Origin of the sequence: Actinoplanes sp. L3-i22, from assembly GCF_019704555.1 — a bacterium.
In the GTDB taxonomy this organism is placed as follows: Bacteria; Actinomycetota; Actinomycetes; order Mycobacteriales; family Micromonosporaceae; genus Actinoplanes.
The window spans coordinates 11,866,955-11,888,813 of sequence record NZ_AP024745.1 but is presented as its reverse complement, the minus strand read 5'-3'; the positions used below and the strand labels follow the sequence as shown (position 1 = coordinate 11,888,813).

Annotated in this window: 24 protein-coding genes and 1 tRNA gene; 14 read left to right on the top strand and 11 right to left on the bottom strand. The window is 69.4% G+C overall.

Annotation, left to right across the window (positions count from 1 at the left end; all coding sequences use genetic code 11):
* Positions 1-43: 43 nt before the first annotated feature.
* From L3i22_RS52705 to L3i22_RS52695, 3 genes are read right to left on the bottom strand one after another with little or no spacing between them, the layout of a single operon-like run.
* Positions 44-775 (bottom strand): CDP-alcohol phosphatidyltransferase family protein, encoded by a 732-nt coding sequence (locus L3i22_RS52705; RefSeq protein WP_221324870.1) that lies wholly within the window; start codon positions 773-775, stop codon positions 44-46.
* Entirely contained in the window at positions 750-1,811 is a 1,062-nt protein-coding gene (locus tag L3i22_RS52700; protein WP_221324869.1) for an iron-containing alcohol dehydrogenase family protein, read from the bottom strand. Before L3i22_RS52700 ends, L3i22_RS52705 begins: the two co-directional genes overlap by 26 nt.
* Positions 1,799-2,530 (bottom strand): sugar phosphate nucleotidyltransferase, encoded by a 732-nt coding sequence (locus L3i22_RS52695; RefSeq protein WP_221324868.1) that lies wholly within the window; start codon positions 2,528-2,530, stop codon positions 1,799-1,801. The genes L3i22_RS52700 and L3i22_RS52695 overlap by 13 nt, the downstream gene beginning before the upstream one ends.
* A gap of 155 nt (positions 2,531-2,685) precedes the next feature.
* On the opposite strand from L3i22_RS52695, the gene L3i22_RS52690 reads away from it, so the two are divergent.
* The 3 genes from L3i22_RS52690 to L3i22_RS52680 all read left to right on the top strand — a co-directional run bounded on the left by L3i22_RS52690 (position 2,686) and on the right by L3i22_RS52680 (position 6,109).
* A complete protein-coding gene (locus tag L3i22_RS52690) occupies positions 2,686-3,780 on the top strand; it encodes a PLP-dependent aminotransferase family protein (RefSeq protein WP_221324867.1) in 1,095 nt (364 codons plus the stop codon).
* 166 nt (positions 3,781-3,946) lie between these two features.
* The gene (locus L3i22_RS52685) at positions 3,947-5,074 is read left to right on the top strand and encodes a magnesium and cobalt transport protein CorA (protein ID WP_221324866.1); all 1,128 of its coding nucleotides are present in this window, start codon (positions 3,947-3,949) and stop codon (positions 5,072-5,074) included.
* Between the two features lie 33 nt (positions 5,075-5,107).
* Complete coding sequence (locus L3i22_RS52680; protein ID WP_221324865.1) at positions 5,108-6,109, top strand: type VII secretion protein EccB; 1,002 nt, start codon at positions 5,108-5,110, stop codon at positions 6,107-6,109.
* 13 nt (positions 6,110-6,122) lie between these two features.
* On the opposite strand, the gene L3i22_RS52675 is transcribed toward L3i22_RS52680, so the two are convergent.
* On the bottom strand, positions 6,123-6,689 hold the full coding sequence (locus L3i22_RS52675) for a hypothetical protein (protein WP_221324864.1): 567 nt from the start codon (positions 6,687-6,689) through the stop codon (positions 6,123-6,125).
* Between the two features lie 169 nt (positions 6,690-6,858).
* On the opposite strand from L3i22_RS52675, the gene L3i22_RS52670 reads away from it, so the two are divergent.
* Complete coding sequence (locus L3i22_RS52670; protein ID WP_221324863.1) at positions 6,859-7,383, top strand: peptidylprolyl isomerase; 525 nt, start codon at positions 6,859-6,861, stop codon at positions 7,381-7,383.
* A 23-nt stretch (positions 7,384-7,406) separates the two neighbouring features.
* Positions 7,407-8,318 (top strand): rhomboid family intramembrane serine protease, encoded by a 912-nt coding sequence (locus tag L3i22_RS52665; protein ID WP_221324862.1) that lies wholly within the window; start codon positions 7,407-7,409, stop codon positions 8,316-8,318.
* Positions 8,319-8,451: 133 nt separating this feature from the next.
* On the opposite strand, the gene L3i22_RS52660 is transcribed toward L3i22_RS52665, so the two are convergent.
* The gene (locus L3i22_RS52660) at positions 8,452-8,853 is read right to left on the bottom strand and encodes a PH domain-containing protein (protein WP_221324861.1); all 402 of its coding nucleotides are present in this window, start codon (positions 8,851-8,853) and stop codon (positions 8,452-8,454) included.
* Positions 8,854-9,018: 165 nt separating this feature from the next.
* On the opposite strand from L3i22_RS52660, the gene L3i22_RS52655 reads away from it, so the two are divergent.
* Positions 9,019-9,363, top strand: a complete 345-nt coding sequence (locus L3i22_RS52655) for a hypothetical protein (RefSeq protein ID WP_370644332.1) — start codon at positions 9,019-9,021, stop codon at positions 9,361-9,363.
* On the opposite strand, the gene L3i22_RS52650 is transcribed toward L3i22_RS52655, so the two are convergent.
* The gene (locus L3i22_RS52650; RefSeq protein WP_221324859.1) at positions 9,346-10,224 is read right to left on the bottom strand and encodes a transketolase family protein; all 879 of its coding nucleotides are present in this window, start codon (positions 10,222-10,224) and stop codon (positions 9,346-9,348) included. The two genes, L3i22_RS52655 and L3i22_RS52650, sit on opposite strands and share 18 nt — an antisense overlap.
* On the bottom strand, positions 10,217-10,858 hold the full coding sequence (locus tag L3i22_RS52645; protein WP_221324858.1) for a thiamine pyrophosphate-dependent enzyme: 642 nt from the start codon (positions 10,856-10,858) through the stop codon (positions 10,217-10,219). Before L3i22_RS52645 ends, L3i22_RS52650 begins: the two co-directional genes overlap by 8 nt.
* 47 nt (positions 10,859-10,905) lie before the next feature.
* Between L3i22_RS52645 and soxR the strand changes: the two genes are divergently transcribed.
* Entirely contained in the window at positions 10,906-11,367 is a 462-nt protein-coding gene (gene soxR, locus L3i22_RS52640) for a redox-sensitive transcriptional activator SoxR (RefSeq protein WP_221324857.1), read from the top strand.
* A gap of 325 nt (positions 11,368-11,692) precedes the next feature.
* Here the strand turns inward: soxR and L3i22_RS52635 are convergent, their stop codons facing one another.
* Positions 11,693-11,845, bottom strand: coding sequence for a hypothetical protein (locus L3i22_RS52635; RefSeq protein ID WP_221330613.1), 153 nt, complete (start codon positions 11,843-11,845; stop codon positions 11,693-11,695).
* Positions 11,846-11,899: 54 nt separating this feature from the next.
* On the opposite strand from L3i22_RS52635, the gene L3i22_RS52630 reads away from it, so the two are divergent.
* Together L3i22_RS52630 and L3i22_RS52625 are read left to right on the top strand one after the other, a co-directional pair.
* Positions 11,900-12,814, top strand: coding sequence for a hypothetical protein (locus L3i22_RS52630; protein ID WP_255657813.1), 915 nt, complete (start codon positions 11,900-11,902; stop codon positions 12,812-12,814).
* Positions 12,815-12,962: 148 nt separating this feature from the next.
* Positions 12,963-13,439, top strand: a complete 477-nt coding sequence (locus tag L3i22_RS52625; RefSeq protein ID WP_221324855.1) for a hypothetical protein — start codon at positions 12,963-12,965, stop codon at positions 13,437-13,439.
* A gap of 90 nt (positions 13,440-13,529) precedes the next feature.
* Here L3i22_RS52625 and L3i22_RS52620 read toward each other — a convergent pair.
* Positions 13,530-13,614 (bottom strand) — tRNA-Ser (locus tag L3i22_RS52620).
* Positions 13,615-13,691: 77 nt separating this feature from the next.
* On the opposite strand from L3i22_RS52620, the gene L3i22_RS52615 reads away from it, so the two are divergent.
* The 4 genes from L3i22_RS52615 (at position 13,692) to L3i22_RS52600 (ending at position 17,330) form a co-directional block, all read left to right on the top strand.
* Complete coding sequence (locus L3i22_RS52615; RefSeq protein WP_221324854.1) at positions 13,692-14,654, top strand: NAD(P)H-quinone oxidoreductase; 963 nt, start codon at positions 13,692-13,694, stop codon at positions 14,652-14,654.
* Positions 14,655-14,807: 153 nt separating this feature from the next.
* Positions 14,808-15,422, top strand: a complete 615-nt coding sequence (locus tag L3i22_RS52610) for a DUF4352 domain-containing protein (protein ID WP_255657811.1) — start codon at positions 14,808-14,810, stop codon at positions 15,420-15,422.
* Between the two features lie 465 nt (positions 15,423-15,887).
* Positions 15,888-16,529, top strand: coding sequence for a C40 family peptidase (locus L3i22_RS54250; RefSeq protein WP_255657810.1), 642 nt, complete (start codon positions 15,888-15,890; stop codon positions 16,527-16,529).
* Between the two features lie 270 nt (positions 16,530-16,799).
* The gene (locus tag L3i22_RS52600) at positions 16,800-17,330 is read left to right on the top strand and encodes a YbhB/YbcL family Raf kinase inhibitor-like protein (protein ID WP_221324852.1); all 531 of its coding nucleotides are present in this window, start codon (positions 16,800-16,802) and stop codon (positions 17,328-17,330) included.
* A 260-nt stretch (positions 17,331-17,590) separates the two neighbouring features.
* Here the strand turns inward: L3i22_RS52600 and L3i22_RS52595 are convergent, their stop codons facing one another.
* Positions 17,591-18,304 (bottom strand): bifunctional 2-polyprenyl-6-hydroxyphenol methylase/3-demethylubiquinol 3-O-methyltransferase UbiG, encoded by a 714-nt coding sequence (locus L3i22_RS52595; protein ID WP_221324851.1) that lies wholly within the window; start codon positions 18,302-18,304, stop codon positions 17,591-17,593.
* A gap of 278 nt (positions 18,305-18,582) precedes the next feature.
* On the opposite strand from L3i22_RS52595, the gene L3i22_RS52590 reads away from it, so the two are divergent.
* A complete protein-coding gene (locus L3i22_RS52590) occupies positions 18,583-20,571 on the top strand; it encodes a hypothetical protein (RefSeq protein ID WP_221324850.1) in 1,989 nt (662 codons plus the stop codon).
* 524 nt (positions 20,572-21,095) lie between these two features.
* Here L3i22_RS52590 and L3i22_RS52585 read toward each other — a convergent pair.
* Positions 21,096-21,812 carry a hypothetical protein gene (locus L3i22_RS52585; RefSeq protein ID WP_370644593.1) on the bottom strand — a complete coding sequence of 239 codons (717 nt, stop codon included), beginning with the start codon at positions 21,810-21,812 and terminating at the stop codon, positions 21,096-21,098.
* Positions 21,813-21,859 lie beyond the last annotated feature (47 nt).

Genomic DNA, 21,859 nt, shown 5'->3' with positions numbered 1-21,859 from the left:
TGCGACGGTACGACGTACCGTCGCAATGTTTTTGACTTTGCCGTTAACCCCGCAGCGCGGTGCGTCCGGTGAACGCGATGCTGGCCGCCAGGAAACCGCCGTTGACCAGGGTGAACAAGCCGACGAACCAGACCGCCCACTGCGGTGCGGCGGTCAGCACGACGCCGGCCAGCGCGATCACCGCGCCGTAGTCGCGAACCAGTTTCGCCGCGCGGATCGGCAGCGAACGGCTGGTCACCATGCTCGACGCCTGGGCGCCGGTCTGCATCACCGAGGTGACCAGGTTGACCATCCAGGTCGCCGCGAACGCGGACAGCAGCCACGCGGGGGTGTCCGGCTGCTGCGCCTTGGCGACCGCCGAGATCGCCGCGACCAGCGCGGACTGCACCGCGACGTCGCAGAGCACGTCGAGTCGGCCGCCGGCCGCGCTGGTCTGGCCGGTCACCCGGGCCAGCTGGCCGTCGGAGCAGTCGAACGCGTAGGCCAGCTGCCAGCCGACCAGCGCGACCAGGCCGATCAACCAGCCCCACACCTGACCGTGCGCGACCGGACCGGCGGTCGCGATCACCACGAACGAGGTGAGGCAGCCGAAGCCGAGGTTGCCGATGGTCATCACGGTCGGGCTGAGCCGGTTGCGGTACGCGAAGACGGCGAGCCGCGCGCCGATCCGCTGGCTGATCGCCTCGCTGAACAGGCCGCCGCCCCGGTTGACCGCGTAGTAGTCGGCGGCGGTGGGCTGAGGTCCGGCCTCAGCGGGCTGCGAGGGCGTTCTCATACTCGGTCAACCTCTGGCGGGTTTCCTCCGGCGACATGGCCAGATGTTCGAGGATCGTGTACCGGTCCGGCCGGGTCCGCGGAGCGAACTCGACCGCCTCGACGAACTGCTCGGCGCTCAGGCCGACGTCGGACGGCGTCCGGGGCAGCAGGTGCCGCTCCAGACAGTCCGCCATCTGCCCGAAGCGACGCTCGTCGCCGCGCAGGAACGTGCAGAACAGCGCGCCCAGCCCGGCGAGCTCGCCGTGCGAGGCGGTGTCCGGGAAGAGCGAGTCGATCGCGTGCATGATCTCGTGACAGCCGCCGCTGGACGGCCGGCTGCTGCCGCTCACCGCCATCGCCAGGCCGCTGGAGATCAGCGCCTCGGCGAGCACGGTGACGAACGCGTCGTCGTTCATGTCGCCGGGCATGGTCAGCACCGCCTCGGCGCCCATCCGGGCCAGTGACGCGGCCAGGCCGTCCACCGGCTCGCCGCGGACCAGCCGGGCCAGCTCCCAGTCGGCCAGCGCGCTGATGTTGCTGATCACGTCACCGATGCCGGACCGGTTGACCCGTTCCGGCCCGGTCTCGACGAAGTCCAGGTCGACGATCACGCCGAACGGGATGTGCACCCCGTACGACCCCTTGATCCCGTCGTTGACCAGGCTGGCCACCGGGGACGCGATGCCGTCGTTGGCCAGGCTGGTGGCGACCGAGACCATCGGCAGACCCCAGCGGCTGGCGGCGTACTTCGCGGTGTCGACGGTCTTGCCGCCGCCGATGCCGACGACCGCGTCGTAGTGGCCGGAGCGCAGCTTGTCGGCCAGCTCCAGGGCGGCGTCGAGCGTGCCGCCGGTGGTGACGTAGACCGTCGCCGACTTCAGCGAGGGCCGCAGCAGGTCGACGATCCGCTCGCCCAGCCCCGGGCCGACCACCACCGCGACGTCGCCACCGGCCGAGATGCGGCCGTCGGCGAGGATCCGGCCGAGGTCCGCGACCGCACCCCGCCGGACGTCGATGTGCAGCGGGGTCTGGACGCTACGGGCTAGTAGCGGCATGCGATGTCCCGGGCCTTCGCCAGGTCGTCGTGGTTGTCCACCTCGACCCAGTCCACCTGGCCGATCTCGGCCGCGCGGACCTGGCCACCGCGGTTCGCGTACTCCTGGAAGCCGTCCTCGTAGTAGAGATCAGGGTTGCGCTCCCAGGTCGTCTTGAGCGCGTCGGCCAGCGCGGACGCGGCGGACGCCTCGATGATGTTGGCCCCGATGTACTCGCCGTACGCCTCGGAGGGATCCATCAGCTTCGTGATCTTGGTGAGTTGGCCGTCCGCGTCGAAAACCGTCTTCATCTCTTCGTCGGCCAACTTCTTAACGGTGTCGACGGCGAGCAGGATGCTGGGGCCACGCTTGGCGAGGAGGGTGTGCTCGATGCTGATCGGGTGCACGGTGTCGCCGTTCACCATCAGGACACCCGCGGCGAAGTGGTCCCGGGCGAGCCACAACGAATAGGCGTTGTTCCACTCCTCGGCCTTGTCGTTGTGGACCAGGGAGATCGTGACGCCGTACTTCTGCTCGAAGCCCTCTTTGCGCTCTTCGACCGCGTTTGCGCAGTACCCGACTACGATGGTGACGTCGGTCAGCCCCGCCGCGGCGAGGTTTCGCAGGGAGATGTCCATGATCGTGGTCTCCCCGTCGACCGGGACCAGCGCCTTCGGCAGCGTGTCCGTGTACGGGCGCAGCCGGCGGCCAGCACCGGCGGCAAGAACGAGACCGATCATGAAGCGTTCCTTTCAGGGGTGATGATGCAACCCCGGCAATATACCCATTGTTCACTTTGTTTTCCCTGTGACCTTGGCTTTCCCTAGCAGCCAGGGTTTTTGGGACGCCGGGCCACTGGACAAAGGCCGCGAGGGCTGCTTCTAAGCTTGTCAGCATGACCGCTGAGCAGCTCATCTCGTTCGCCCGTGGTGCTCCGTCGCTGGACATCGTCGACGTGGAGGGCCTGAAGGCCGCCGCCGTCCGCGCCTTCGACGCCGATCCGGCCGGGGTTACCGCGTACGGCACGTCCGTCGGCTACCTGCCGCTGCGCAAGTGGATCGCGGACAAGCACGGTGTCTCGCCGGACCAGGTCATCGTGACCAACGGCTCGCTCCAGGCCGACGCGTTCCTCTTCGGCCACCTGGTGCGGCCCGGCGACGACGTGATCGTGGAGAAGCCGACCTACGACCGTACCCTGCTCAACCTGCAGAACCTGGGCGCCAAGGTGCACCAGGTGACGCTGCTGCCGGACGGCATCGACACCGCCGAGCTGCGCGCGCTGCTGGAGTCCGGGGTCCGTCCGAAGCTGGCGCACATCATCCCGAACTATCAGAACCCGGCCGGCCTCACCCTCTCCGCGGAGAAGCGCCGCGAGCTGCTCGCGCTGGCCGAGCAGTACGAGTTCCTGATCTTCGAGGACGACCCGTACGTCGACATCCGGTTCCGTGGCGAGCCGCTGCCGTCGATGCTGTCGCTGGACTCGAACAACCTGGTGGTGCACGCCTCCAGCTTCACCAAGACGGTCTGCCCCGGCGTCCGCGTCGGTTACCTGGTCGGCCCGGCCGCGCTGATCGACGCGATCGCGAAGAAGGCGACCAACCTCTACATCTCCCCGGGCATGGTCTCCGAGGCGATCGTGCACCAGTTCTGCGTCTCCGGCGACATCGACAAGTCGGTCCAGAAGGTCAGCTCGGCGCTGGGCGAGCGGGCCCGGGTGCTGGCCGAGTCGATCCGTACGCACATCCCGGGTGCGACCTTCACCGAGCCGGACGGCGGTTACTTCCTCTGGGTCGACCTGCCCTCCGACGTCGACGTGGACAAGCTGTTCCCGGCGGCCATGAAGAAGGGCGTCGCGATCGTCAAGGGCAGCGACTTCCTGCTCGAGGGCGGCCGCAGCTCGGTGCGCCTGGCGTACTCCGCGGTCACCGTCGACCAGATCGACGAGGGCGTCCGGCGGCTCGCCGCGGCGATCGCCGAGGTTCGCGGTTAATTCAGCCGGTTTCCACCCGGGCGGATCGGGGCATTAGTAGGTCCGTCCGGGTGGGCCCCGTGCGTCCGACCCCCCGCCGACAATCGGCGGCCCGCCCGGCCGAACCTCCCCGCGGCTCGACGAAGTAGCCTCGATTGGTTTGTCGGGTCACCCGGGGGAGGTCGGCATGAGCGAGCAGGAGAACGGTTCCTGGAGCCGCAACCGCCCGTTGTCCAGGGCTTGGGCGGCTCGCGCGATGAATCGCTTCCTCGGTTCCGCCGAGGCGATTCAGAAGACCGGCGAGCCCGGTACGGACGGGACCGCCGTCGTCGACTGCGGGGTCTACGTCGCCGGTGAGCGGATTCCCGGCATGTTCACTCCGGACGAGGCGTTCGCCGAGGCGCGCCGGCGTGACGACGCGTTCGTCTGGCTCGGCCTGCATCAGCCGTCCGAGCTGGAGATGACCGCGATCGCCCACACCTACGGCCTGCACGAGCTGACCGTGGAGGACGCGGTCAAGGCCGAGCAGCGGCCGAAGCTGGAGCAGTTCGGCGACATGCACTTCCTGGTCCTGCGGACCGCGCGGTACGTGCCGCACCAGGAGCTGACCGAGAGCTCCCAGGTGGTGGAGACCGGCCAGATGATGATTTTCGTCGGCGACCGGTTCGTGATCACCGTCCGGCACGGCGAGGCGTCCGAGATGTCGCCGGTCCGGGCCGACCTGGAGAAGCAGCGGGTGAACCTGTTGCAGCAGGGCCCGTGGGCGGTGGCCTACGCGGTGACCGACCGGGTGGTGGACAGCTACCTCGAGGTCGCCGAGCAGGTCGAGGCGGACCTGGACCTGATCGAGGAGGGCGTCTTCTCCCGCGATCGCAGCGCGCCGATCCAGCAGGTCTACCAGCTCAAGCGGGAGCTGGTGGAGTTCCGCCGGGCGGTGGTGCCGCTGCAGCGCCCGCTCGCCGGGATCATCGCGAGCCAGGGCGTGGTGCCCAAGGAGATCCGGCGGTACTTCCGGGACGTGCAGGACCACCTGACCCGTACGGTCGAGCAGGTCTCCTCCTACGACGACCTGCTCAACTCGATCCTGCAGGCGCGCCTGGCCCAGGTCACGGTCGACCAGAACAACGACATGCGCAAGATCGCCGCCTGGGCCGGTATCGCCACGGTGTGGACCGCGGCGGCCGGCGTCTACGGGATGAACTTCGACTACATGCCGGAGACCCAGTGGCGCTACGGCTATCCCGGCCTGGTCGCCCTGCTCTCGTTGATCACCGTGGTGCTGTACCGCGCGTTCCGCCGCAACGGCTGGCTCTGACCGGAGATCGATAGCGGTAGATAAGGTGACCGGGTGCGCGATCTACCGGCCCTGCGGCTCTCGTCGGAACGTCTGATCGGTGCCCTGGTCGCCCACGACGCGGATCCGGGCCGCCCCGCGCTGCGCCGGCCCGGCCCGGTGGCGCTGACCGGGGTCCTGATCGCCGCGCTCGGCGCCGGCCTGCTGGGTGGCTACGGGATGCTCACCGGCGCGAGCCTGGCCGAGCCCACCGACCCGTCGGTGGTCCTGTTCGACCGCGGCTCCGGCGCGCAGTACGTCTACCTGGAGTCCGACCGCCGCCTGCACCCGGTGCTGAACTACACGTCCGGTCTGCTGCTGGCGGCCGGCGAGAGCCCCGGCGCCCGGCCGGTCGCGACCGGGAAGCTGGCCAAGGTCCCGCTGGGCGCGACGCTGGGCATCCCGGACGCGCCGGACGCGCTGCCGCCGAGGGAGAGTCTGCTCACCGGCGCCTGGACGGTCTGCACCGACCGCGCGGGCCGCAGCACGCTGCTGGTCGGCACGGTCCCGCCGGGTGCGCCGGCCGGGGCGCGGTCGCTGCTGGTCCGCGATCCGGCGGGCCGGACGTTCCTGGTGCGCGACGGCCGGCGGTTCCAGGGCTCGGCGGATCTCTGGCCCGGGCGGACCCCGGCGCCGGTCAGCACGGCCTGGATCGACGCGGTGCCGGCCGGTCCGGACCTCACGGCCGCGCCGGCCGAGGAGGAGCAGACCGATTTTTCGGTACGGGCGTGTGTCACCCGCCCGGCGGGCGAGCCGGCGACGATCCGCCTCGATCCGGTGATCCCGGCCGGAACGGCGGAGATTTACGTGCCCCGCGGCACGGGCGCCGTGGTGACCTCGGGCACCGGATCCGTCCAGTTGATCACCGAGGACGGGCGGGGCTTCCCGCTGGCGAGCCAGGAGCTACTGGCCCGGCTCGGCTACCCGGACGTGCGGCCGGTGACCGTCCCGGCGGAGTTGCTGGGCATGCTGCCGGCCGGCCCGCTCCTGGATCGGGAGCTGGCCGGCCGGCACTGAGCGGTGGATCTCGTTACTTGGCGGGGTTGGTCTTGCCGGTCTCGGCCGCCGCCGCGGTGCCGTTCGCCGTGGTGTAGACGGTCGGCTCGAGCGGCTCGAACGCCGCGTCGTCGGCCTCAGCGGTCGGCGACGGGTTGGGCGCGGCGTCGTACTCCTCCCACTGCGCCTGGCTGCGACGTTTGGCGTACCAGGCGGCGCCGACCCCGAGCGCGGTGCCGAGCAGCGCGTAACCGGCCAGCTTGCTGCCCCGGCCACGCGGCTTGCGGCCGAGCGCCTTCTGGGCCTTGCGCTGCAGCTTCTCGGCCTGCTTGCGCTGGGCCTTGAGCTCCCGCTTGGTGACCTTCTTGCTGGTCTTGCCGGCCTGCCGCACGTTGTCGGTCGCGGCGGTGACCAGCGGGGTCAGCGCCGCGAGCGCGCTGTCCCAGCTCTGCGTTGCCGCGCCCTTGGCCTTCTCGGCGGCCGGCTGGACGCGCTCGACCGCGGCGTTGAGCCGAGGCCCGACGGTCGAGCTGGTCTCCTGCGCGGCGATCGAAGCGGCGCGCTTGAAGTGATCCACGCTCTGCCCGAGCTCGGTACGCATCCGCGCACTCCGGCGCTTACGACGCATCGTTGCGAACACCAGTGCCACCTCCTGTGGTTATTCCCAGCCCATGTTGCCCTCTCGGGTACCCCCGCGCGGCCGGATCAGACACATGGGGGAGGATCCGAACTGAAGAGACTGTTCCCATCCAACGCAGACGGGAGTACCCGTGGCCGAGACGATTTACGCCACCCTGCAAACCAACCATGGTCCGATCCGGCTTCAGCTGTTCCCGGATCACGCTCCGGAGACCGTCCGGAACTTCGTGGGACTGGCCGAGGGCACCAAGCCGTACACCGACCCGCGGACCAACCAGCCGGGCAGCGGGCCGTACTACGACGGCACCATCTCGCACCGGGTCATCGCCGGCTTCATGATCCAGCTGGGTGACCCGACCGGCACCGGCCGTGGCGACCCGGGCTACAAGTTCGGTGACGAGTTCCACCCGGAGCTGTCCTTCGACCGGCCGTACCTGCTGGCCATGGCGAACGCCGGGCCGGGCACCAACGGCTCGCAGTTCTTCATCACGGTCGGCCCGACCCCGCACCTGAACCGTCGGCACACGATCTTCGGCCAGGTCGCGGACGAGCAGTCGGCGAAGATCGTGGACTCGATCGCGAACACCCCCACCGGCCCGGGCGACCGGCCGCGTGAGGATGTCGTCATCGAGCGGGTGGTGATCGAGCGCGCCTGAGCGCTCACGGTACCTTTGGTGCCATGAGTGAGGCGCCCTCCAAGACTCCGGTGTGTTACCGGCATCCGGATACGGAGACCCTGCTCAGCTGCAGTCGGTGTGAAAAGCCGATCTGTCCCAAATGCATGAATGACGCGACTGTCGGCTATCAATGCCCGGACTGCGTCAAGGACGGCCGCCGGTCCCAGCGGCGAGCGCTCAACGCCTTCGGCGGGAGTCTCGCCGCGGGCCGCGGGGGTTACGCCGTGCGCACCATCATCGGGATCAACGTCCTGGTGATGGTGGCATCGGTGATCCTCGGCGGACCGAAGGCGATCGCCGGCGCCGGTGGCTTCTTCGGCCTGCTGGGCGCGGGCACCCCGGTCACCGACGCCGGTGAGGTGATCGGCTGGGCGTCCTATCCGGATGGTTCGGTGCACGGCATCGCCGCCGGCGAGTGGTACCGGTTGATCACCGCGATGTTCCTGCACTACGGCGTGGTGCACCTGCTGCTCAACATGACGCTGCTGCTGCAGATCGGGACATATCTGGAATCCCGCTTCGGCCCGGCGCGCTTCCTCGCGATCTACTTCCTGGCCGGCTTCGGCGGCAACGTCGCGTGTTACCTCCTGCAGCCGGCCAACCAGCCGTCGGCCGGCGCCTCCACCGCGACGTTCGGCCTGATCATCGCGATCATCATCGTGAACCGGCGGCTGATGCTGGACACCAGCTCCCTGGTTCCGTTGCTCGTCACCAACCTGCTCTTCACCTTCGGGATCCCGCAGGTCTCCAAGGAGGGCCACCTCGGCGGGCTCGCGGTCGGTGCCGCGGCCACCACGGTGCTGGCCTACTCCCGCCTTCCGCACCGCACCGCGAAACAGGTGGTCGGCTGCGTGTTGTTGCTGGTCGCGCTGATCGCCATCGCCATCTGGCGCACCAACGACATTCTTCCTTGACTTCAACCCCTTATTGGGTACGGCGTGAGCACCGCCCCGTGACCCCGCGCGCGTCGCGCCGCGGCCGTGAGTGGGGACGACCTCGCGACCGCGACCGCCGGGGGACCGTGCTCACGTCGTACCAAATCGGCAGTTAAATGCGCAGGGCCGTGAGCTCGGCAAGGACGTCCTCGGGCAGGGCGCCGAGCTCGTGTGCGCTGAAGAGATAGATGGCGTCGCCCGCGTCGATCTCCAGCAACTCGCTGCTCAGGCCGCGGCGGCTGGTGCGGTCCACGCGCAGGCGCTCGACCTGCGGCCAGGGCAGGCGCCGCCGCCCGGCGAACCCGGTGACCACGGTGACGCCGTCGGTGTCCGCGGCGAGACGGACCGGCACCAGCAGGTCGCGGAGGGCCCAGAGGGCGAGCCCCGAGCCGACCACGACGGCGAGCGTCCAGCGGACCGGATCGCGGCCGGCGAACGCGACGGCCAGCACCACCACCGCGACCGCGCCCATCAGCTTGGTGACCGGCAGGACCGGCTTGACGCGCCATTGCATGGGGACACTATGGCAGCCCGTTCGATGTAATTCGTTATTCAGCAGCTCAGGCCGCTGCCTTGCAGTTCACAGGCCGTTAAACATGTCATGGACGTGATCTCGCGTACGTTCCTTCCCGCCGCCACCGAAGCCGGCACGGTCATTTCCCACCGGCACCTTCCGATCGTGGAACGTTGCGTCGAAGCCGGCGATGACACCGTCCTGGTGACCCGGTGCACGCGCCCGGAGGCCCCGCTCGCCGGCGAATACCTGCTGCTGCTCACCCGCCGCCGCCTGGTGGTGATTCAGCGGACCCCGGTGCTGCACCGGCTCCGCCTGCACCTGAACGTCAAGCTGCGCCACCTGAGCAACGTCACCTGGCGCCCCGACCTGAGCCGCCCGGCCCTGGAGATGGCCGCGACCGCGGTGGACGGGGTGCGCGAGCGGTTCCGGATGAAGTTCGCGAACACCGACGCGGTGTGGCACTTCGAGTCGAAGCTGCGCGAAGTGTTCCTAGGCACCGCCTCCTAGGAATCGCTGGAGGGACCGGCGCAGGCCGGCCGCGTCCAGGCCGTGTTCCCGGGCGTGGTCCTCCCAGGTCCCGTAGTCGCGCACCTCGGCCCGTCCGACGCCCAGGTGCAGCGCCCGGTGCGGCAGGCCGCTCAACGCCGCGCTGACCAGGTGCGCCGACGTGCCGGCCAGATACGGCTCGACCACCACCACCTCGCTCTCGACCAGCAGCCGTAGTCCCTCGGTGTCCAGCGGCCGCGGCGTGTTGGTGTACGCCACCGTGACGTCCAGATCCCGGGTGGCGGCCAGCACCGGGTCGAGCATCGGCCCGACCGCGAGCACCACCGGCCCACCCCGTTTCAGCACCCGCAGCCGGCCGCCGTCCGGGTAGGGGCGGCTGTTCTCCTGCAGGCCGAGCCGGACGTACACCCGGTCGTCGTGCCGGGCCGCCTCGCGCAGCATCGCCGGCACCTCGTCGCGGTGCCCGGGCACCTGGACCGTCCAGCCCTCCAGGGTGTCCAGCAGCGCCACGTCGCCGGGGGACTGATGGGTGTATCCGGAGGCGGCCGAGTCGTACGACCCGCCGATGCTGACCAGCACCGCGCCGGTGTCCTGGTGCCCGAGGTCCAGCTTGATCTGCTCGTACGCCCGGTCGACCAGGAACGGGGCGTACGAGTGCAGGTACGGCCGCATCCCGGTGAGCGCGAGCCCACCGCCGACGCCGACCATCAGCTGCTCCCGGATGCCCACGTTGAGCGCCCGGTCCGGATGCCTGCGCAGCGCCGGCCCGAAGACGTCGGCGGAGATGTCGGCGATCACCAGCGCGGTCCGCGGGTCCTCGTCCAACAGGGCGGTCGTGGTGGCGACGAAGGTCTCACGCATGGTCGGCCACCACCAGATGCGGCCGGTCGGTCCGGGCCAGCAGTCCCCGCTCGATCTCGTCGTGGTCGTGCGCGTCCACCAGCGCGACGGACCACCCGGGGAACCGGGCCGGGATCCCGCCCGGCCAGCCGTGGGTGGCGGAGTGGTTGTCGACCACGATCGCGGTCAACGGGAGCCGGATCGCGGCGGCGTACGCGATCGCCTCGTGGTTCGACCCCTCGTCCAGCTCCGCGTCGCCGAGCAGCACGAACGTGCGGCTCTCCGGGTAGCCCTGGGCGCGCAGCCCGAGCGCCGTCCCGACGGCCAGCCCGAGCCCGTGCCCGAGCGACCCGGTGCCGATCTCGACGCCGGGGATCAGGACCCGGTCCGGGTGGGTGCCGAGCCGGCTGTGCCACCGGCCCATCCGGTCCAGCCAGTCGGCCGGGATGAAGCCGCGGTCGGCGAGCACCGCGTAGTACGCGGCCGGCCCGTGGCCCTTGGAGAGCAGGAAACGATCCCGGTCCGGCTCGTCGGCGGTCGCCGGGGTGATCCGGAGAACCCGCTCGTAGAGGACCCGCAGAACGTCCAGTGTGGAGTACGCGCTGGGCGCGTGCTTCTCGTCACCGGTCAGGCGACGCAACGTCGTGACGGTCATGTCGGATAGGCTGCAACTTGAAGTTCACTTCAACTCAAGGGGACCGGGTGGAGACCCTCACGATCGGAGAGATGGCGGCCCGCAGCGGGGTGGCGCCGTCGGCGCTGCGCTACTACGAGCGGGAAGGCCTGCTGCACGCCGCCCGGACCGGCGGCAACCAGCGGCGATACGAACGCGCCGACCTCCGCCGGATCGCCTTCATCAAGATCGCCCAGCAGGTCGGGGTGTCGCTCGACGAGATCCGCGGGGCGCTCGCCGAACTGCCGGAGAACCGGACCCCGACGAAGGCCGACTGGTCCCGGCTCTCCAGCCACTGGCGGCACCGGCTGGACGAGCGGATCCACATGATGGAACGGCTGCGGGATCAGCTCACCGGGTGCATCGGGTGCGGGTGCCTGTCGTTGCAACGCTGCAGCCTGATCAACCCACGCGACCGGCTGGCCAGCCGCGGAACCGGCCCCCAGATGATACTGAACCCACCGGCCGCGGACCCCTCCGCCGGCGAATGACCCCAGCCGCCGGAACGCCCCGACGACGGCCTGCCATTCGAGCACTACTCGCGGCTGCGCGGCACATCGCGTTGTCGTCGGCGCAGCGGCGGACGCCGTATGCCGCCCGGCCGAATGGCCTGCGGGCACACCGGTGTCCTGGCAACCCTCAACGCGGGCGGGCACCCGGGTCGCCGAGTGGGCCCGCCACCGGATTGCGGCGATGAGCAGGAGGAACGCTGAGATTCCGGTGCCGCGTATTTGCCGTGACGAGCGAGATTCAGTGGCTTCGAGGGAGACCGGCCGGTGACCGACGAGGGCCGCCGCTGACTTGAGTTGGTCCAGGTCAGCGGCGGTTTTGCTGCGCAAGCAGGCCGGCGCCCGCGGTCAGCTCACCGTCGCCGAGCTGGTCGGCGACGATGCCGGCGGCTGCACGCCCCGGGAGTCTCGTTAAAGAAACTTTAAGGAACGCTTGCTCGGCGTCCTGAACTGCTGCCACATCACTGCTCGTATATCTCGGCACAAGCAGTACCGGAACGAAGAGGAGCCGTGCATGTATCGACGCGGAGTCAGCAGCCGGACGCGCAAGCTGGTGATTGGAGGTGCCGCAGCGGCGCTGCTCGGTTCGGCGCTCGCGGTCGGCACGGGGATGAGCCAGGCCGCTGTTCAACCCGGAGCCAGTTCCGGTGACATTAACGCTTTGGTGCCGGCGCTGGGTTTCAGCCCGGGCAATCCGAACGCGACGGCCGACCGCGTGGGTCCTACCGGGGTAAAGGTTCCCGGTCGCTGCCCGCCCACGCAAGCCCAGGTGAACGCGCAGGTAGCGCTCAAGAACGCGAGCTTGCCGAGTGGAACGGACCTTGAAAGCCGCATCCAGCGTTTCGAGAAAACCTTGTCGGCGATTCAGGACTTGAAGTGTCCGGCATCTTCCACGACTTTGCTGGGCCGCTTGAATTCGTTGACCGCGCTACGTGGAAACGCGAACCGCGATAACGTCCTGCGTGGTTTGGGTTTGAACGAAACGCCAGCGGATAAAGCCGCCGCCACAGGATCCGGTGACGCGGCCGCGGGTGGAGCGACAGGGAACGCCGGAGCCAGTTCCGGAAACATTGACGCTTTGGTGCCGGCGCTGGGTTTCAGCCCGGGCAATCCGAACGCGACGGCCGACCGCGTGGGTCCTACCGGGGTAAACGTCCCCGGTCGCTGCCCGCCCACGCAAGCCCAGGTGAACGCGCAGGTAGCGCTCAAGAACGCGAGCTTGCCGAGTGGAACGGACCTCGAAAGCCGCATCCAGCGTTTCGAGAAAACCTTGTCGGCGATTCAGGACTTGAAGTGCCCGGCATCTTCCACGACTTTGCTGGGCCGCTTGAATTCCTTGACCGCGCTGCGCGGAAACGCGAACCGCGATAACATCCTGCGTGGTTTGGGTTTGAACGAAACGCCAGCGGATAAAGCCGCGGGGAAATAAGCGGCTCGCAGAGCGGCGCCGCGGACAACGGCAACCGGATCCTTCGCGGAGAGCTACGCCTCGATAGGGGCCGCGCGGCCCTGCCACCGGTAGCCTTGCCCGCGGTGCACCGTCCGATGCGGACATTCGCCGAGCGCTCTATGCGTACGTGTTCAACACGACGCGCCGGCAGGCCGGGCCGCCTCCGGAAGATCTCGCTCCCGCAGTGCGGTGGCTGAGCACCAACAGCGTCAAGCGCGGCGCCTTGCAGGACGCCGCGCTTGACACGCTCTCGCTGCGCACCACCGATGGCAAGCAGGCCGCGGCGAACACCATCGCCCGCAAGCGCGCGGTGTTCTACGGCTCGTTGCGGTACGCGGTGGAGCTGCGTCTTCTGCTGGCGCATCCGATGGATCACGTGCAGTGGGTGACGCCGAAGGCCGGCGACGAGGTGGACCGGCGATCCGTCGTCAACCCGTGGCAGGCAATCGCGCTTCTCGCCGCGGCTGGTGGCGTTCTTCGCCTGTCTCTACTTCGCCGGCCGGCGGCCCGCCGAGGGAAGATCCGCAGGCCGCGTGACGGGCAGCCGCTCGGCTTCGTGGTCGCACCATGGTCGCGACGAGCGAGATCGAGCGGTCCGGAGTGAGATCGAGTGAGACTCACGAGCTGACCTGACGAACCCCCGCCGTCCTGCGTTCTCGCAGGTCGACGGGGGTTTTTGCTGCTCATGATCGAGCGGAGGACGTGGGATTCGAACCCACGATGAGTTTCCCCATACCGGTTTTCAAGACCGGCGCCATCGGCCACTAGGCGAGTCCTCCAGTACTGCCGCTCCAGTCTGCCAGATGCCTTGGCGTTGCTGTCGCTTGTGTCGTACCCGTGCGGCATTGTCGGGGGCATGCGCGCGATCGTGATCGAGGACAAGCAGCTGCGGTGGGCCGAGGTTCCGGAGCCGGAGGCCGGTGCCGGTGAGGTGGTGGTCGAGGTGACCGCCGCCGCGGTGAACCGGGCTGACCTGCTGCAACGGCAGGGGAACTATCCGCCTCCGCCGGGTGCGCCGGCCTATCCGGGGCTGGAGTGCTCCGGGGTGATCAGCGCGGTCGGGCCGGGTGTCGAGGGCCACCACGTGGGCGAGCGGGTCTGCGCGCTGCTGGCCGGCGGTGGTTATGCGGAGCGGGTTGCCGTGCCGGCCGGTCAGCTGCTTCCGATTCCGGCCGGGTTGTCGCTGGTCGAGGCGGCCGCGCTGCCCGAGGTGGCGTGCACGGTGTGGTCCAACACGGTGGCGCACGACCGGCTGCGGGCCGGCGAGACGTTGCTGGTGCACGGGGGTGGCAGCGGCATCGGCACGTTCGCGGTCCAGTTGGGCACGGCGCTGGGCGCGCGGGTGCTGGTGACCGCGCGAGCGGCGAAACACGAGCGGCTGCGGGCACTCGGCGCCGACGTGACGATCGATTATTCAGAGCAGGATTTTGTACGGGTGGTGCACGACGTCACCGACGGCCGGGGCGCCGATGTGGTGCTCGACATCATCGGCGCGAAGTATCTGGCGCGGAACATCGAGGCCCTCGCGACGAACGGGCGGATCTCGGTGATCGGCTTCCAGGGTGGCACCCGCGCCGAGCTCGACCTGGGCGCGTTGATGGCCAAGCGGGGCAGCATCTCCTCCACCTCGTTGCGGGCCCGCCCGGTGCCGGAGAAGGCCCGGATCGTCGCCGGTGTCCGGGATCAGGTGTGGCCGCTGGTCGCCGCCGGTCTGGTGAAGCCGGTGATCCACACCACGTTCCCGCTCGCCGAGGCGGCCGAGGCGCAGCGGGTGATGGAGTCCAGCGATCACCTCGGAAAGCTGCTTCTGCTCCGCTGATCACCCGATCGGGGGAATATCCGACTATTGATATGACCGATAAAGTCGTTTTTGCGGAGTGTCGCGTCGGCGTGTGGCCGTGGCGAACCCAGCATGGACGGACAGCGCGTCCGATCCTCGGCCGCGCGCCGGATCCGTTCGCTGGGAGCCCCCGTGACGTACACACCGCACCGTGCCACGACCATCCGGGTGCACGATCCGGATGACGACGGTGTGGACGAGTGGGCGCTGCGCTGGCGGACCCGGATCTGGGTGGGCGGCGGCCTGCTCGCCGCCCTGTCCCTGGTCACCTTCGGGATCTGGGCGGTGGCGACCGCGGATCGCCCGTCCGGCGGCCCGGCGGTGATCCGGGGGCTGCCGCCGGCGGATTACCACGACTCGGCACCCAGTGGATTCGGCCTGCGGGTGCGGAACGTGCGGTGCGGCGTCTCCGCGATCGGCCCGGAAGGGCTGGAACAGCGCGCCGACGGACAGTTCTGTCTGCTCGACGTGCGAGTCACCAACAACGGCACCGAGCCGGAACTGTTCGACAGCTCCGCGCAACGCGTCTACGACACCGCGGGTGGAGCCTACGCCGTTGCCGACGAGGCCGCGGTATTTCTCAACGATGGCAGTCCGACACTGCTCGACGAGATTCGTCCCGGAGCGTCGGTGAACGGCGTGCTGCCCTTCGACGTACCGAAGGATTCCCAGCTCAGCGAGCTGTCGTTGCGCGGTTCCGGATCCACGCCGGGTATCCGGATGTCCCTGCCGGTCGCCGAGCAGTAGCGCGCCTTTATCTGTTCGAGATCTGGGGGATAATTATCTGAATTCAGCCACGCCAAATTTCAAGGTGTGTTGGCATGGTCCACGGAATACACAAAGTTGTCCGGGTTCCCATTGCCCTCCTTAGACGGCGGCAATAGCGCGGTAGAGCAGGTTCACCCGTGCTGATGATGGGATTCGCGTGAGTGCCCCGGGCCTATTTCGGAGGCAACACTGCACGGTACGTCCACACGCCGCGTGCTGACCGCCGGCGCACTAGCGCTCGCTGTCATCGCACCGGCCGTAGACCCTGCCGAGCACGCCGCGGAGGCTGTCCAAGCTCCGTCGGCCTCGCCGGCGAATCCGGAACTACCCGCTTATCCGGCCGGAAGCGCCGCGGACGGCATCGCCGCCCGGGCTGTCCCGGGCGGACTCGACGAAAGTCTGTACCAGCAGCGCCAGTCGGCCTCCGCGCGCGCCAGCCGGGCGATGCAGCGCCGGTCCGGCGTGGTCCGGCCCGCGCCACTCGCGCCGTTGCGGGTCCGACCGGCTACGGCCCTGCCGTTGCGCCGCTCGGCGCCGCTCGGCACACCACGACGCCCGGCCACCCGGGCACCCCAGCACTTCCAGCGCGCCGAACGCACCGGCCGTGCCGAACGCAGCGTGCTGCGCCGGCAGGCGGTCCGCGAGCAGCGCCGGGTGGTGGTCGCCCAGCGGCGGACCACCGTGTCGCACCGTGGCATGGTGCGCAGGTCGGTGCGGCGGACCGTGGAACGGCCGCTGCGGCTGGCCCGTGGCGGGCAGATGGGGGCGGTGCTCGCGTATGCCCGGTCGCAGCTCGGCAAGCGGTACGTCACCGGCGGCGAGGGTCGCGGCGGATTCGACTGCTCGGGGCTGACCCGGCAGGCGTACGCGCGGGCCGGGATGCGGCTGCCGCACTCGTCGCGCGCGCAGGCCGCGCGGGCCCGCAACGTCCCGCGGGGGCAGGCCCAGCCGGGCGACCTGGTGGTCGGGCCCGGGCACGTGGGCATCTACATGGGCCGGGGCATGATGATCGACGCCGGGAACCACCGGACCGGGGTGAGCTACCGCAAGGTCTACCGGGGTCTGACGGTCAAGCGGATCCGCTGAGCGATGCGGAAAGTGGTCCAGCCGACACCCGTCAGACGGGTGCCGGCTGGCTTGGACCGATCGCTACCGGGCGCGGGGATCTCGGCCACACGCACCCGGTCGGATGTCTGACAGAAGCATCGCCGACCATCGCGCCGACGGTGCGCACCACCTGTGCGTTTACCCGGAAGAGTGACCTGCGCGGGCAACACCGCGGAAAGGCGGGCGACACCTGCGGCGGTTAGTCTCGGCTCATCGCGGGAACGCAGATCAGCATCGCCGGAGGACCCGATGAGTCTTGACCGAGCTCTGGCCCCCGATCCGTACGATCTTCTGCCGGAGGTCCCGTCCTTCCCGGTGACCAGCACGGATGTGGCGGACGGGCAGCCGCTCGACGAGTTGTTCGCGCACCCCAGCGTCGGCGGGAAGAATCTTTCGCCGCAGCTGTCCTGGTCCGGGTTTCCGGCCGAGACCCGTGGCTTCGTGGTCACCTGTTTCGACCCGGATGCGCCCACCGGCAGCGGCTTCTGGCACTGGGTGCTGGTCAACCTGCCGTCCTCGGTGACCGTTCTCGATCGGGGTGCCGACCCGGTGCCGGAGGACGGTTTCTGCGTCCGGAACGACTACGGCGAGCGGAGTTACGGGGGTGCCGCGCCGCCGCCCGGCGACCGCGCGCACCGCTACGTCTTCGCCGTGCACGCGATCGACGTCGACGCGCTCGCGGTGACGCCGGACGCGACGCCCGCCTACGTCGGCTTCAACCTGGCCTTTCACACGCTGGCCCGGGCGACGATCCGCCCGACCTTCGAGGTCCGTGGCTAGGCGCGCGCCGCTCGGGGAGCCGTCGAAAGCGCATGCCTGAGCACCCGCCGCTCGGAGGGCCGTCGAAAACGCATGCCTGAGCACCCGCCGCCGGCGAAGGAGCGCGGCTGTCGTTCACGGCCCGCTGGGCACGCGTGTCCGAACTTGCCCCGGCTCACGGTCGCTGGAACGCGGCGGCCGGCTGCGCGGCGGCGGTCCAGGTCCGCGCGAAACGACGAGGCGGCGGCCGGGTCGGCCACCGCCTCGATTGCTTCGGTACGTCAGTGGGGCGTGCGCGCCACGGCGAAGACCGACTGGCCGAACGGCGGCCGGACGATCCGCTCGGCGGCCTTGGTGACCGGGAGCACGACCGAGTCGTACACCTTCACCATCGGGCCCTCCTTCGGCGCCAGCTTGAAGATGCTGGTCGCGCCGTAGTAGCCGATCAGACCCAGCGCGTTCGCGTAGTGGATCTTCTCCATCTGCAGGCCCGCCTCGGCGAACGCGGCGCCCAGGGTCTTCTTCGTGTACCGCCGGATGTGGCCGGTGGCGATGTCGACCTGGCTCATCGCGAACATGAACGCCGGCACGATGATGATTACGCGGCCGCCCGGGCGGACCAGCTCACGCATGCTGCGGAGCGCGCCCACGTGGTCCTCGATGTGCTCGAGCACGTTGTACGAGACGGCGGCACTGTACTGCCCGTCCGCGTCCTGCGCGGGGAGCAGCATCTGCCGGACCTCGATGTTCGAGTGGTCGGCCATCCGCTCCTTGAGCAGGACGAGTCGATCCGGGTCCGCCTCGGTCGCGGTGAACCGCGGAAGGTGCTCGGCCCACTCAACCGCATAATCCCCGAGGCCGCTGCCGATCTCGATGGGGTTGTCCCCAAGGTATGGGAGAGCGAGCTCAACGAACCACCGTCGGTGGTTCACGGCCGTGGCGAGGCCTTCGAGCACTTCGGACTGGATCCGCTGGTCTCCAGTGATGTCTGCCATAGGTGAGGTTCCCTCATCTTGCCGATCGAGCTGACAGCAGGACCGGTGAAGTTAACCATCTACCGCCGCTATCCGAAAGTTGAGCGCAGGCTCGCGCCGATTTTTTGGCCTGATTGAGACATAGCCGGTTCGGGTATGTCGGTGGGTTACGCGTCGCTCCCAGGTTCCTCTGAGGTTGATCGAAGGACACGCGGAAAACACGCGTACATATCGTCTCTATCACGCTGCGGGCGCTCAGCGAGGAACTCTTCCCCACCTCGGTTAGGCTCGCCGATGCTATGACGATTACGGGTTATGACTCGACGGGCCAGACGGCCGGTGAGAACGTTCTGCCGCCCCGCCAAGTGACCGCAGCCGAGGACCTGGACGCCGAGCTGCGGGCGCTTGAGGGCGGTATCGACACGGTCGCACCGCTCTCCCCCGCGCCTGCCGGGGAAAAGGCTGCTGAGCAGGCCACGGAGCCTGCCCGCCGCCGTCCTCTGTGGCGCCTGGTGACCTGGCCGGACGTTCTCGCGATAGCAAGTTTCCTTGCCGTTGCGCTCTTCGTCACGGCCCCGTTGTGGCTCAATCTTGATCATGAGATACGCGATGATCCGCAGGATCAGGCTTTCTTCGAGTGGATGCTGGCGCACGGTGCCCGCGTGCTCACGGATGGCGTATATCCGTTCTTCTCGGATCGCATGAATTACCCCGATGGGGTGAACATGATGGCCAACACCTCGGTGTTGGCCGTTTCGTTGCCACTGACGCCGATCACTCTTCTGTTCGGCCCACATGTGTCGTTCAACGTATTTCTCACCGGCGCATTGGCATTAACCGGTGCCTCGTGGTATTTGGTGCTCTCGCGCCGCGTGGTGGCCTCGCGCCTGGCGGCGTGGGTGGGCGCGCTGTTCGCGACGTTCGCGCCGAGCATGATCTCGCACGCCAACGGCCACCCGAACATCGTCTCCCAGTTCCTGGTTCCACTGATCATCTGGCGGACCACGGAGCTGCGGGTTCCCGGTCGCGCGGTCCGAAACGGCCTGTTCCTCGGGGGCCTGCTGATCTGGCAGGCGTTCATCAACCTCGAGATCCTGTTCATGACCGCGGTCGGGCTCGGCGTCTTCTGCGCGGTGATCGGCCTGGTCCGGCGCAAGCGGCACCGCGGTGAGGCGCTCGCCTTCCTGCGCGGGCTGAGCGTCGCCGCCGCGATCACGATCGCGGCGCTCGCCTACCCGCTCAGCGTGCAGTTCTTCGGCCCGGAGTCGTACCAGGGTCTGTCCGTTTATGTTCGGAGCTTCGGCGCCGACCTCGCCTCCTTCACGGCGTACTCGACGCACTCGGTGGCCGGCAACCCGGAGATCCCGCTCAAGCTGGCGCAGAACCCGTCCGAGCAGAACGCGTTCTTCGGCTGGGGCCTGGTCGTCCTGTTCTTCGGGCTGATCCTCTGGCTGCGGCGCAGCGCGACGGTGCTGATCCTCGGTTTCCTGGCCCTGCTGTTCGGGGCGATGTCGCTCGGACCGCGCATTTACCTGAACGGGAAGGACACCGGCGTACCGGGCATCTGGGCTTTCCTGCACCACCTGCCGGTGCTGAACTCGGCCGTGCCGACCCGCTGGGCGATGGCGATCGCCCCGGTCGTCGGGATCATGCTGGCCCTCGGCTGCCAGCGCGCCGCCGAGCTGGTCCGCGCCCAGCCGCACACCCGCGGCCCGGTCCGGGTCGCGATGATCACCGCGGTCGCGATGGCGCTCGTGCCGCTCGTGCCGGCCCAGATCGACACGGTGAAGATGGACCCGGTGCCGGCGTTCGTGACCTCCGGCCAGTGGCGGCAGTACGTGGACGACGAGCACACCGTCGTCGCCCTGCCGCTGCCGGACAGCTCGTACCCGGACCCGCTGCGCTGGAGCGCCTACACCAAGCAGGACATGCGGATCGCCGGGGCGTACGCGCTGCTCCCCACCCAGAACCCGTCGGAGCCGACCGACCGGACGGCCGCGTTCGCTCCGCCGTGGCGGCCGACCAGCGGGCTGATCGCCTCGGTCCGGCAGGGCAACCCGCTGCCGATGGTGACCGACGCGCGGCGCGAGATGACCCTCGCCGACCTGCGGTACTGGAAGGCCGCGGTGATCGTGCTCACGCCGCAGCCGCGCGACATCGAGATGCTGCGCGCGATGTCGGACCTGGTCGGCTTCCGGCCGACCTGGACCAACGGTGTCTGGATGTGGGACGTGCGGAACCTGGTCGACGACCCGGACGCGGTCATCACCGCCGAGGGCACCAGCTGAGGTCGCCCACCACCGTGCGCATGCCGGTGGTGGGCCGGCCCGGTTTTCTGCAAACCCCACCGTGAGCATTCCGGTGGGGTTTTCTGCTGGCCGACTTTTGCCTGCCTTGCGGGTCGGTCCGTAGGCACGAGTGTTTCCGAGGCGGGGCGGGGTTTTCGAAACCGCGACCACCCTCGGACGTCGCCCTGGAGGGGCTCGCGTTTTTGGGCGCCCCGCGCCCTGCGAGGCCCGGAAGGGTCCCCGCGGGAGCGACGATCAGTTATTGGCCGCAGCCGAGGCAAGAAAGAACTTGAAGTTGATCTTGAGGGGTTGTCCGGGAAGCGGCCGGAACGTCGCGGAAACCGGGTGATCTGGGGAATGCCGGATTGCGGGGAGTTGCGGTCGTAATCCGATAAACCGGAATCGGCGCGATCAGGGTGTGGTGCGGCGGCCCGGGCAGCAATCGGCGCGGCCGGGGAGAGGATCGGCGTGGCCAGGATCGGCGTGGCCAGGGTCGGCGCGGCCGGGGTGGGGGTCGGGCCCGATCAGGGTTTGATGCAGCAGCCGGGGCAGAGTTTCGGCGTCGGCAGGGTGAAGGCCAGGCAGCAGGTCTTGCGTTGGACGTCGAGCTGGCCGTTGCGGGCCGGGACCAGGTCGATCAGGTCGCGGATGCCCAGCGCGCCCAGCAGCAGGTCGATCGACTCCGAGGAGCGGCCCGGGGTGGTGTCGGCGGAGCGCAGGATGCCGTAGGCGATGCCCGAGGCCAGCGAGCCGAGCAGGGGGCGCTTGCCCAGGCGGACGCGGTCGTGGATGGCGGCCAGCAGCGGGGTCAGGTGCTCGTCGAGCAGGGCCCGGCGGAATTCCGCGAGCAGAGCGTCCTCATCCGGGACGACGACCGCGTCCGGGTGACCGGCGAGTGCGAGCGGGTCGGTCGGCAGGACCGCGACCGGGATGCCGGCGCGAACACCGAGCGTGATCATCACCGTCGGGTTGTCGAAGCTCATCAGCACGTTACTGGCGGTGATCAACGGCACTCGCCGGGCGGAGGCCCAGCCGAGCACCGCGGGCAGGGCCAGCCAGTAGGTGTAGGCCTTCCAGGCGAGTGCGGCGGCGGCGTGCGGCTGCGCGTTCCACCGGCGGCCGGCGGACTCCAGGAGGGTGCCCAGGGCGGGGCCGGCAAGGTCGCTCGTGGGGGTCCAGCCTGCCTGGTCAGGCACGGTGAGGCCGGGTGCCAGCGAGGGAGCCTGGAGGCCGCCGAACATGGTCGCGAGCGATTCGGTCACGGGGGCCAGGGGGTGGGAACCGGTGA